Source organism: Brachyspira sp., from assembly GCF_050873525.1.
Classification (GTDB): Bacteria; Spirochaetota; Brachyspiria; order Brachyspirales; family Brachyspiraceae; genus Brachyspira.
Window position 1 is genome coordinate 1 of the sequence record NZ_JBNMIZ010000076.1, and the last position, 11,541, is coordinate 11,541.

An 11,541-nucleotide genomic window follows, 5' to 3' on the forward strand; every position below is an offset into this window, starting at 1 on the left:
TATCTATGAGTAATAATATTATTGAAGTAAAAAAGCTAAACGATTATTTTATCCGTTATTTTTTCGGACTTAAAGGAGACGAGGATTTATTATTAAGCTTTATTAATGCGATAATGATTGATTCAAATTTTGCAACTTTTGTATCTGTAGAAATTATTAATCCATTCAATTTATCTGAAAAAGCGAATAATAAAGAAAGTATCGTAGACCTAAAAGCCGTAACCGAAGACGGAATAATCGTAATAATTGAAATTCAAACTTATTCCACAAAGAATTTTTTTGAGCGGACTTTATATTATTGGAGTAAAAATTATTCAAGCACTTTAAAGAAAGGCGATGATTATCCAGAATTGAAACCCGTAATTAGTATTAATTTGATTGACGATATTTTATTTGACAAAACCGATAAAAGAATGCATACTTGTTATTTATTAAAAGAGAAAAACAGCAATAAAATTTTGACAGACCATATCCAATTACATTATGTGGAAATTCCAAAATTTGATAAAAATGATGACATTAAAAAAGAATTAAAAAATTGGATTTTATTTTTGAAATCAAACAAGGAGGAAGACATGTCTCAATTATTAAAAGAAGATACGATTTTTGAAAAGGCAATGAAAAAATACAATTATTTTACCGACAATAAGGATTTGCTTAACGAATACGACAAACGAGAGGCTTATTTATTTTATCAATCAAGCCTAATGCGAGGCGCAACAAAAGACGGATTTGAAGCGGGCAGACATGCCGAACAAATCTCAATGGCAATTGCAATGAAAAATAAAAATATGGACATTAACCTTATAAGCGAAATAACGGGATTAAGTATAGAAGCAATTCGTAAACTGTAACTATATGACGTATTATATAGAAAACGAATCTTTTTGAAAATATAGATAAAAAAGAAATTCCAAAGTTTATTAATTTATTTATTGAATTAAATTTAAATAAATTACATCAAATAACCGCCGCTTTCTTCCAAAACTTGAGCGTATTTTTTTACTCCCGCGTTTACAGTCATAAAACTTTTATTATAGCCCGCTTCTCTTAAAAGCGTTAAATCCGATTGAGTAAATTTTTGATATTTTCCTTTTAAGGCATCTGGAAAAGGTATATATTCAATATTCGATTTTGGATAAATTTCTTTTAACGCTTTCGCTATTTCCAAAAAACTTTCGCCTTGTCCAGTTCCGCAGTTAAATATTCCTCTTATTTTTTCGTTTTCAAAAAAGAAATTATTAACCGAAACGACATCGTCCACATAGATAAAATCTCTTAAAAATTTTTCGCTTCCCTCAAATATTTTCATATTCTCGCCCGATTTTATTTGATTGAATAAATGAAAAGCAACTGACGCCATTCTGCCTTTATGATTTTCCTGAGGTCCGTAAACATTGAAATATCTTAATCCCACAACTTGACTGTTTATTTTTTTCTCTTTCGCAAGTTTATTAACATATCTATCGAATTGATATTTTGAAAAAGCGTAAACATTTAACGGATATTCGTTTTCTTCTTTTTCGGCAAAACCTTTCTCTCCGTTTCCGTAAACCGAAGCGCTCGATGCGTAAAATAATCTAATTTTATTTTCAAGACAAATATGCAGAATATTTTTACTCGTTTCATAATTATTTTTCATCATATAATTTCCGTCCGTTTCCATAGTGTCCGAACAAGCGCCTTGATGAAAAATCGAATCTATTTTTTCTTTATGTTTATTTATAAAATCAATCGAATCTTCTTTGTCGATATAATCGCTAAATTTTATTCTATTCAAATTTTTATGTTTTGAAGCGTTTTTCAAATCGTCAATAATAATTATATCGTCAATTCCCAAATTATTTAATCCTTGAACTATATTAGAACCTATAAATCCCGCTCCGCCTGTTACTATAATCATAAAAAACTCCTTTATTTAATTATTTATTTTATTTATATTTTTTATAGTTTTTGTCGTAGAATATCCGTCCACAAAATCTATCAATATCGTTTCTTTTGCAAATTCTCTTCCAATAACATTTTCCAATTTATAATCTCCGCCTTTAACAAGTATATCGGGTTTCAAATTTTTTATCAATTCAAAAGGAGTGTCCTCGTCAAATATTATTACAAAATCTACGCATTCCAAAGCGGATAAAACTATCGCTCTGTCTTCTTCGTTATTTATCGGACGATTTTCTCCTTTCAATCTTTTAACCGAAGAGTCGCTATTCAAACCCAATATTAATAAGTCGCCCAGTTCTTTCGCTTTTTGCAAATATTCCACATGCCCGCGATGAAGAATATCAAAGCATCCGTTGGTAAATACGATTTTTAAATTATTATTTTCTTTTGAAATTTTATTTATAATTTCTTTCAATTCTTTTATATTAACAATTTTTTTATTTTTTTTATTCATAATAACTTCTTTAAAAATATTAAATTAATTTACTTAAATATTCTGCCGTTTCTTTTTGTCCGTTATTTATCGCGATATCCAAAGCGGTTTTTCCTTCTTTATTTTTAATATTTATATCGGCGTCATTTTCTATTAAAAGTTTAACCGTTTCCAAATCGTTAATTTTGGAGGCAAACATAAGCGGAGTAAACAGATTAAAATTTTTTGCGTTAACATCCGCTCCGTTTTTTATTAAATATTCTATTATCGAATGTTCTTTTGTGAGCGAAGCATAAAGCAAAGCGCTAAACATAGGCTTGTCTCTCAAATTAACATTAGCTCCGCAGTCCATCAAATATTTTGCAATTTCCGTTTGTTTTTCGGCGCATGCAAACATTAAAGCGGTTATTCCCGTTCGGCTTCTGTCGTTTAAATTCGCTCCGTTTTCAATTAAAAATTTTGCAATATCGAAATAACCTTTTTTAGCGCAAATCATTAATAAAGTAAATTTTGATTCTTCGTCTCTCGCGTCCGCTAAAGAATTATCTTTTTCTATAATTTTTTTTACTTTTTCCAAGTCGTTATTTTTCACATATTCTACTATTTCCGATATATTAGACATTTTTAAATTCCGTTATTGCCATTTATAAGATTCCACAAGCATAGTGGATATTGAAATGCAGGCGATTGCCCAAATCAAAAAGAAGATTACATTTTGAATATCAATCATTCCTTTTGTGAAATCCGAAAAATATGTCGTTATGGAAATTGCATTTAATATTCTGCTCGCTCCCGTAAACATTTCGCTAAGCCAGTTTATAATATAAGCGAATATTCCCATTGAAACTCCGAGTATCGCCGCAACCAATTGACTTTTTGAGATGCTTGTCGCTATTAATCCGAGTCCCAAAATAGCAGTTCCAAGCAAAAATAATCCCAAATAACCGCTGAATATTACTCCCATATCTGGCTTTCCAAATACCATAAGAAGAATAGGATAAACAAAAGTCATTATAAGCAAAGAAGCGTAAACAACCAAAACGGACAAATATTTTCCTATCACATATTGCAAAGAAGTTATAGGAGATGTCATAATAAGCTCGAAAGTTCCAGAAGCTCGTTCTTCGGCAATTAATTTCATGCATAATATAGAAAGAAATAATATCGTAAAAAATCCTATATTATACATTGTGTTTTCCATAACCGCCAATCTGCTATAATAAATTTCTATCGTAAAGAAATATCCCGTAAGCGCCAAATAAATAAATCCCAATATATAATATAAAGGAGAAACATAAAAAGATTGTATTTCCCTTGCGAATATAACATAAATATTTTTCATTATTTTTTACCTCTTAATTATTATCTTCTTTTGTATCGTTTGATTTTTCGTCCGAATTTTCGTTTAAATCTTTATTGTTTAAATCTTTTGAAACTATTTCGTCTTTAATATATTTAGACTTGTCAAAATCTTCGCTTTTCTTTTTATCGGTAAAATATATAAACACTTCTTCTAAAGTTCTTTCTTTAGCTCTGATTTCCAAAACTTCAAAATCGCTTTGAACCAAATGTTTAACTATAGCCCCTCTTATATCGTTTCCTCGCTCGCATTCGATTATAATAGAACCGAAATTATCCGTTTCCGCCTGAATGACTCCTTGAACTTCCCTAACGCAAATAAGCGCGTCTTCTACTCTTCCCGCGACTTTTAATTCGATATTCCCGCCGAGTATTTCTCTGTCCATCGCAGTTTTCAAGCCTTCGATTGTATCTTCCGCAATAAGCTCTCCGCTGTCTATGATTAAAGCTCTTTCGCAAGTATCTTCAACTTCGCTTAATATATGAGTCGACAATATAACCGTTCGAGTTCCGCCCAAACTTTTTATTAAAGAACGAACTTCAATTAACTGATTCGGGTCGAGTCCGCTTGTCGGTTCGTCCAATATTAAAACTTCGGGGTCATGTATTATTGCTTGAGCGATTCCCGTTCTCTGTCTGTAGCCTTTCGATAAATGCCCGATTATTCTATCTCTATATTTTGTGAGTCCCGTTATTTCAATGGTATTTTCCAAAGCGCTTTTAATATGTTTTCTTTCAATTCCTTTCAATTTTGCCGCAAATTTTAAATAATCGATAACCGTCATTTCGGTATATAAAGAAATATTTTCTGGCATATATCCGATTCTTCTTTTTAATTCTATAGGATTATCGTAAATTTCGTAATCGTCTAAATAAACATATCCGCTTGTCGCAGGCAAATAACCCGTAATAATTCGCATCATAGTGCTTTTTCCCGCTCCGTTCGGTCCCAAGAAGCCCACTATTTCGCCTTTATTTATCGTGTATGAAACGCCCTTCAAAGCCAAATGCTCTCCGTAATATTTAACAATGTTATCGACTTTTATCATTGACAGTCCTTAAAACATTTTATTTTTTATTTTCTTAATTTTTTTAAATTATTTTAATTATTAAATTTAATTATTTGATTGAAATAATATAACAGTAAAAAGTAAATTTATCAAGCGTTAAAGTAATAATTTAGTTGAATAAAGGATTGCATGTATTCGTTTTGTAATGACAAAAATCATAATTCGGTTAACTATATTAATAAAAAGTGGATTGCTCGCCACACTATGTGTGCCTTCGGCAACGCTCACAATAATAACAAATAAATTCAACTATTGCATTAACTATTTAAAATAAAAACAGTTTCCTCCATCCGCGACCCGTCAAGAACTAAAAAATTATTAATTTATTTCTTTGACAAATAAAACCATTATGTTATAATATATTACGAATAATTAATGAAGGATTATATTATGAAATTAGGTAAATTTCGTTTTGGCGGCGTGCATCCTCATGACAGTAAAGACACGGCTAATATAGCTTCGTCAAATTTGGAAAATCCTCCAAAAAGCGTCCTTATATCTATGGCGCAGCATATAGGCGCTCCCGCTAAAATCTTAAAAAATAAAGGCGATAAAGTCGAAAGAGGCGAAATTATCGGAGAGGCAAACGGATATGTTTCTGGAAATGTTTCTTCTTCGGTAACGGGTTCGGTGGCTTCGGTAGAAATAGCTCCTCCGCCTTTGGGAAGAGGCGCTAACGCTTTGCTTATCAATGTTGAAGCTAACGCGTTAAATCTGCCGTATTCGGAAAAATCAAATTTTATGTCTTTATCGGTTGAAGAAATGTCCGATAAAATCAAAAAAGCGGGCATAGTCGGTATGGGAGGAGCGACATTCCCTGCAAATGTTAAAGTTGACGGAGCTGCTAAAGGCGGATGCGACACTTTAATAATAAACGGTGTGGAATGCGAACCTTATATTACAAGCGATTATAGATTAATGCTTGAAAATACGGAAGATTTATTTAAAGGAATAGAAATATTAAGAAAAATAATTCCTTCCGTTAAAAAAACTATTATTGGAATAGAAGCGAATAAACCAATCGCTATAGAAGAGATGTCAAAAACGGCAAAAAATTACAATGTGGAAGTTGTGCCGTTAAGATTAAGATATCCTCAAGGCGCGGAGAAAATGCTTATTGACGCGGCGACTGGAAGAGTAGTTCCTGTAGGAAAATTGCCAATGGATGTGAATGTTTTAGTCGTTAATGTTGCCACTTTATATGCGATTTACGAAGCGGTTGCAAAAGATAAACCTCTTATGGAAAGAATGGTTACAATTTCTGGAGACGCGATAAAAGAACATAAAAATCTATGGATTCCGCTTGGAACTCCGATTTCTACAATAGTCGATAATTGCGGAGGATTGACTGCGGAAAATGTTTTAATATTAGCTGGCGGTCCTATGATGGGAGCGAGCGTTCCAAGTTTGGAGCAATGCGTAAATAAAGGAACAAATTCATTATTATTTTTTAATAAGGATAAAATGCCGAAAGAAGTGGAATATCCTTGTATAAAATGCGGAAGATGTTCTGACGCCTGCCCTCTTAAACTTTCCCCTACAGAAATCGCTCACACTGCGAAAGCAAAAATAAGCGAAAGATTAAACGATTTAGATATTGCGACATGTTTTGAATGCGGATGCTGTTCTTATATATGTCCTTCAAAAATTCCATTGGTTCAATGGATTAGATACGGTAAAGATTTATTAAGAAGATATTAAGGAGATAATTATGAATTTTTACACCGAATCGTCTCCTCACATAAAAGACGGAGATACCACACAAAAAATAATGTTAAGAGTTATCATAGCTCTTTTGCCCGCTATTATTTATAGCGTAATTCTATTTGGTTATAGAGTGATAATTTTATATTTGGCTTCGATTATAACCTGTGTATTATGCACAATAATAGTTAAAAAAGTTAGAAAAAGACCTTTACTGCCAGATTACGCTTCGATAATCACGGCTTTACTTTTGGTTATGACATTGCCATCCACCGCAACAGTTACAATGGTAGTTATCGGCGGAGTTATTGCGATAGTATTTGCAAAAGAAGTTTTCGGAGGTTTAGGTTCTAATGTATTCAATCCCGCTTTGGTTGGAAGGGCTTTTTTACAAGTCGCTTTCCCCGCTCAAATGACTATGTATCCCGTTCCTGAACGAGTTCCATTTTTAAGCGTATTTGAAAATATAGTTAAAAATTTGGATATAGCGGTTTCAGAAGCAACTCAATCTATAGAAGCTGTCGGCGCTTTAACTCATGCCACTCCATTAACTTTTATGAAATTTACTTATGCAAATGAAATAAGTTCTTCGTTAATCGAGCAGATAAAATTTGAATCTCATTATTATCTTCAAATGTTTTTGGGAAGCACGGGCGGAGCGATTGGCGAGACTTCATTTTTACTTTTGCTTATAGGCGGAATATTTCTTTTGATTACTAAAACTATAAATTGGAGAATTCCTCTTGGAATGTTTATTTCTCTATTTTTAGTAAGCCTTTTATTAAATTTAGCCATGCCGGGAAAATTTGCCTCTCCGATATATCAAGTTTTAGCTGGCGGTTTTTGTCTGGGAGCTTTCTTTATGGCTACCGATATGGTTACCTGCCCAACGAGTCCTCTGGGAGCTTGGATATACGCGTTACTCATAGGTTTGGTTCTTGCGATTTTAAGGGCTTTCGGTTCTTCGCCAGAATATACGATGTATTCAATTTTAATAGGAAATATGTTTATGCCTTTGATAGCTATACTTACTCGTCCGATGCCTTTCGGAAAGAAAGAAGCTATTAATATTCAAAAAACTCAAAAACAGGAAGGAGGAAAATAATGAAAAAAGAAGTTAGTTATAAAGCGGTTATTTCGGTTACAATTACGGCATTAGTGGCGGGTTTTTTACTCTCGTTTGTATTCTCTTCGTTTGAAAAAGATATTTTAGCAAATACCGAAAAAACTGTATTGGAAGGAGTCAAATCCGTTATAATTGGTTCGGATACGGTAGAAGGTCCTTTAACCGAAAATTCCACTTTCACATATTATATAGGAAAAAGGGAAGACGGCTCAATCGCTGGTTATGCGATTATTTCTTCCGCAAAAGGCTATAACGGAGAAAATAAAGTTTTAGTAGGTTTCGATGAAAATGCTGAAACAGTTACGGGGATAGTCATTACCGAACAGGCAGAAACTCCGGGACTTGGCGCCAGAATATTGGAAAGCTCTTTTAGAGAACAATTCAAAAATCAAAGTTCGATTGTTCCTCTTTCCATCGTAAAAGGAATAAAACCCGAAGAAGCAAGCGAAGGAGAGATAGCGGCAATAAGCGGAGCGACAATTTCAAGCACAAGCGTTGTCGATGCGGTTAATATAGCGAAAGACGAAGCGGTAAGTTTGTTTTTGAAATAAGTTTAATAATACTTCTTAATAATATAAAAGGCTCACATTAATTGTGAGTCTTTTTTATATTCTTAATATTATGATGTTTTTTGATTTTCAAAAGTTTTCATTTGAGAATAAATATTTATTAAGAATTCTTCCAGTTTTTTATTGTCAATATATCTTTTATCGTTTTTTATATCGTCTTCTTTGATTATAAAAATTTTAATTCCAACTTTATTCAATACTTCATTTTTTATAAAATCGTTTTCCATAACTCTTCTTTTCAATTCGGCGCTGTCTCCATAATGTCCGCCACCATGATATTCTATTACGGCTGCTGGTTTATGATAATTTTCGCCTGTTTTATATGTGAGAAGAAAATCACAGTAAAAATCTCTAAACGATAACCAAGATTTTGTTCCTTCCTCTGAATCCAAAAAGGCTTTAAAAGAAACTTGAGTATTGATATTATAATTATTTTTAAATATTTTTAGAATTGTATAATATATTTGATTTTCCTCTTTATTCATAATTCTTTTAACTCTAATCTTTCCATCGGACATATATTAAAGGCTTCTTTCCACTTTGCTTTGTTTATGATATTTATTATATTGATTATTCCATTTGTTTTTATATTCATAAAACTGCTTTTTATTATCGTCATAGCTATAATCTTCGCCACCATATCTAATTAAAAAATATATAAGGACAATAAACAATAATACAAATACGCCTATAAAAAATTCCATAAAAATTAAACCCTTATAATAAATATCGGAATATTAACTTAAAATATTATTTTCAAAAATTAACACTCAAAATGTTTCATGTGAAACATTTATAATTTACTACAAATTTGTAAAAATTAGGTTATTATAATATATAATGTTTCATGTGAAACATAAATTAAAAATATTTAATAAAACTTTACTAATTATGGAATTGATTTTTAATAACGAAAATAATCAAATAAAAAAATCGGCTTTATATGTCGTGGCTACTCCAATCGGCAATATGGAAGATATAACGATTAGAGCATTAAAAACTTTAAATAATGTCGACTTCATTTTGTCGGAAGATACGAGAGTTGCGATAAAATTATTAAATTATTATAAAATAAAAAAGCCTTTATATTCATATCATAGTCATTCTTCAGAAAATAAAATAAATCAGTATATAGAAAATATATTAAAAGGAAATTCCGCCGCAATAATAAGCGATGCGGGGACTCCATGCATAAGCGACCCTGGAGTGAGCATAATAAATAAAGCGATAGAAAATAATATTGATATAATCCCAATAGGAGGAATATCGGCTTTCACGACTTTACTCTCTGTTTCTGGTTTGTCTGGAAATATTTTATTTGTCGGATTTCTTTCAAATAAAAGCGGAAAGAGAAGAAATCAATTAAAAGAACTTTACGACAACGAAAAAAACATTATAATAATATACGAATCGGTTCATAGAATAAAAAACTGCGTTGAAGATATAGTTAACATATTTGGGGAAAATACGGATATTATTATTGGAAGGGAACTTACAAAACAATTTGAGCAAATTATTAGAGATAAAGCTAAAAAGATTATTGATTTTTTTTCCGATAATAGTATAATTAGTAAAGGAGAATTTTGCATGATTATTGACAATAGAAAATCTAAAGTATGCAAATCTAATGCCGAAAATAATTATAAGGAGTCAGATTATGACAATTGATAAAATAGGCGGTGCTGCTAATATACAGCAAAAATCTAATGTTAGGCATAATGAAAAAGTTTCTAACATAGGATACGATAGAGTAGATATTTCTAAAGCATCCGAAATAGCTTTGCAAAACGAAAAACTTATATCAATAATAAAAGATACGCCAGATGTAAGAGAAGAAAAAGTTGCGGAAGCTAAAAAAAGGCTTGAACTCTATATGCAAGAAGGCGCTTTGAGAGAAGAAGTTCTTAATAGTTTAGCGAATTCTATTATAGATTCTATGCCGACCGAAAATTAAAAAGGTTTGTTTTTTATAGATATATAATAAATAATAGCAGGCTTAACGCTTGCTATTTTTATTTTAAAGTTATCATAAACATATAAATTTTGATATGTTATTTTGAAAATTTATTTACCAATTCAACTCTGTTTTTTACGCCAGATTTATCATAGATATTTGCGACATGATTATTGACAGTATTGAGAGAAATTTTAAGTATTATCGAAACTTCTTTATTTGTTTTACCAGAAAGTAAATAAGATAATATTTCCTTTTCTCTTTTTGTCAAATTAATGGATTCTTCTTTTTTTGAATATGATTTATTTTTATTTATAATTTCTTTCTCTTCAATATTTTTTGAATTTTTTTCAATCAAATCTTTATTAATAAATTTATTTTTATTTTTAATAATTCCAATAAAATACCACAACAAATAGCCGAGCATTACCAAATTCCACCATATATAAAATAAAACCAAAGTTAAATCAATAGAACCTATATCAAAAACATTTTTATTTAATATGATTAACTGATAAACCAGAATAGGATATATAAATATAGTTATTAATCCTAATATTTTGACAATAAATTTTATTGTCCTATCTTTTATATTTTTATAATTGAGAAATCCTAATATAAACAAAAATAAAATTGAAAGATAAAATATTATATTTGCAATTATATAAAAATTGAAATTTAAAAGAATTCCTAATATACTTAATACAAAAAATATTACCGATAGAATTAAATATTCGACATTTTCTTTAACCGCCCATTTAAGCTCTAAAAATCTATACAAAAAAGCGGGAATAAAATATAGCATTGAAGACATAGAAACGCTTAAAATAAAAAGATATAAAGTATTAAATATTGAACTTGATAAAAACGAAGGAACTGCTAAAAAACTTAATAATTTAATCGCTCTTATAAATAAAAGAAATCCAAATATTGATAAGAATACTATATAATATTTAAGCCAAGTTATTCTTTCTATTATATAATAAACTATCGAATAAATTATTGTGGAAAAACCTATTATAAACGCGATAAGGTATAAAATTAAAAGTATGTATCCAAATATATTATTCATAAAATTAACTTCTATTAATCGGCAAAACTATATTGATTTTCTTTTTATTTCCATTTTCTATATTATCAATCCAAATATCTCCAGAATGTTTAACTATAATATTATAAGAAGTATATAAATACAAGTTATTAAAATTATCGTTATTATAATTTAAAAGCGGAGTTTTAAAAAGTTTTAATCCCACTTCTTCGGGTATATTTTGAGATTCAAAAACTATTTTTATTAAAAGATTATTATTTATCAAATTATTCTTAAAACCATTATTAAATAAAAATTCCTCGTCATTATAATTTATTAAATCATAAGA

14 protein-coding genes and 1 pseudogene are annotated in these 11,541 nt (G+C 30.1%); 6 read left to right on the forward strand and 9 right to left on the reverse strand.

Going from position 1 to position 11,541, the window contains the following annotated elements:
* The first annotated feature begins 5 nt into the window (after positions 1 to 5).
* Positions 6 to 854 (forward strand): Rpn family recombination-promoting nuclease/putative transposase, encoded by an 849-nt coding sequence (locus tag ACR0QS_RS06630; protein WP_432632666.1) that lies wholly within the window; start codon positions 6 to 8, stop codon positions 852 to 854.
* A 101-nt stretch (positions 855 to 955) separates the two neighbouring features.
* Here ACR0QS_RS06630 and rfaD read toward each other — a convergent pair whose 3' ends face one another.
* From rfaD to ACR0QS_RS06655, 5 genes are read right to left on the reverse strand one after another with little or no spacing between them, the layout of a single operon-like run.
* On the reverse strand, positions 956 to 1,903 hold the full coding sequence (gene rfaD / locus ACR0QS_RS06635) for an ADP-glyceromanno-heptose 6-epimerase (protein ID WP_432632654.1): 948 nt from the start codon (positions 1,901 to 1,903) through the stop codon (positions 956 to 958).
* Between the two features lie 15 nt (positions 1,904 to 1,918).
* Positions 1,919 to 2,401: a D-glycero-beta-D-manno-heptose 1-phosphate adenylyltransferase gene (gene rfaE2 / locus ACR0QS_RS06640; protein ID WP_432632655.1), complete on the reverse strand. Its 483-nt coding sequence runs from the start codon at positions 2,399 to 2,401 to the stop codon at positions 1,919 to 1,921.
* Between the two features lie 19 nt (positions 2,402 to 2,420).
* Positions 2,421 to 2,993 (reverse strand): ankyrin repeat domain-containing protein, encoded by a 573-nt coding sequence (locus ACR0QS_RS06645; RefSeq protein WP_432632667.1) that lies wholly within the window; start codon positions 2,991 to 2,993, stop codon positions 2,421 to 2,423.
* 21 nt (positions 2,994 to 3,014) lie between these two features.
* A complete protein-coding gene (locus ACR0QS_RS06650; protein ID WP_432632656.1) occupies positions 3,015 to 3,722 on the reverse strand; it encodes an ABC transporter permease in 708 nt (235 codons plus the stop codon).
* A 13-nt stretch (positions 3,723 to 3,735) separates the two neighbouring features.
* Complete coding sequence (locus ACR0QS_RS06655; RefSeq protein WP_432632657.1) at positions 3,736 to 4,788, reverse strand: ABC transporter ATP-binding protein; 1,053 nt, start codon at positions 4,786 to 4,788, stop codon at positions 3,736 to 3,738.
* Positions 4,789 to 5,199: 411 nt separating this feature from the next.
* Between ACR0QS_RS06655 and rsxC the strand changes: the two genes are divergently transcribed.
* Genes rsxC through ACR0QS_RS06670 form a run of 3 tightly spaced genes read left to right on the forward strand, consistent with a single transcriptional unit; the run spans position 5,200 to position 8,190 of the window.
* Entirely contained in the window at positions 5,200 to 6,510 is a 1,311-nt protein-coding gene (gene rsxC / locus ACR0QS_RS06660) for an electron transport complex subunit RsxC (protein ID WP_432632658.1), read from the forward strand.
* A 10-nt stretch (positions 6,511 to 6,520) separates the two neighbouring features.
* On the forward strand, positions 6,521 to 7,618 hold the full coding sequence (locus ACR0QS_RS06665) for an RnfABCDGE type electron transport complex subunit D (RefSeq protein ID WP_432632659.1): 1,098 nt from the start codon (positions 6,521 to 6,523) through the stop codon (positions 7,616 to 7,618).
* Entirely contained in the window at positions 7,618 to 8,190 is a 573-nt protein-coding gene (locus tag ACR0QS_RS06670) for an FMN-binding protein (RefSeq protein WP_432632660.1), read from the forward strand. The genes ACR0QS_RS06665 and ACR0QS_RS06670 overlap by 1 nt, the downstream gene beginning before the upstream one ends.
* 68 nt (positions 8,191 to 8,258) lie before the next feature.
* On the opposite strand, the gene ACR0QS_RS06675 is transcribed toward ACR0QS_RS06670, so the two are convergent.
* The gene (locus tag ACR0QS_RS06675; RefSeq protein ID WP_432632661.1) at positions 8,259 to 8,693 is read right to left on the reverse strand and encodes a DUF2726 domain-containing protein; all 435 of its coding nucleotides are present in this window, start codon (positions 8,691 to 8,693) and stop codon (positions 8,259 to 8,261) included.
* Between the two features lie 36 nt (positions 8,694 to 8,729).
* Positions 8,730 to 8,912: a hypothetical protein gene (locus ACR0QS_RS06680; protein ID WP_432632662.1), complete on the reverse strand. Its 183-nt coding sequence runs from the start codon at positions 8,910 to 8,912 to the stop codon at positions 8,730 to 8,732.
* 187 nt (positions 8,913 to 9,099) lie between these two features.
* On the opposite strand from ACR0QS_RS06680, the gene rsmI reads away from it, so the two are divergent.
* On the forward strand, positions 9,100 to 9,876 hold the full coding sequence (gene rsmI / locus ACR0QS_RS06685) for a 16S rRNA (cytidine(1402)-2'-O)-methyltransferase (protein ID WP_432632663.1): 777 nt from the start codon (positions 9,100 to 9,102) through the stop codon (positions 9,874 to 9,876).
* Positions 9,866 to 10,162, forward strand: a complete 297-nt coding sequence (locus ACR0QS_RS06690; protein ID WP_432632664.1) for a flagellar biosynthesis anti-sigma factor FlgM — start codon at positions 9,866 to 9,868, stop codon at positions 10,160 to 10,162. The genes rsmI and ACR0QS_RS06690 overlap by 11 nt, the downstream gene beginning before the upstream one ends.
* A gap of 97 nt (positions 10,163 to 10,259) precedes the next feature.
* Here ACR0QS_RS06690 and ACR0QS_RS06695 read toward each other — a convergent pair whose 3' ends face one another.
* The gene (locus tag ACR0QS_RS06695; RefSeq protein ID WP_432632665.1) at positions 10,260 to 11,234 is read right to left on the reverse strand and encodes a helix-turn-helix domain-containing protein; all 975 of its coding nucleotides are present in this window, start codon (positions 11,232 to 11,234) and stop codon (positions 10,260 to 10,262) included.
* Between the two features lie 4 nt (positions 11,235 to 11,238).
* A pseudogene (locus ACR0QS_RS06700) lies at positions 11,239 to 11,541 on the reverse strand (histidine kinase); the annotation flags it as partial.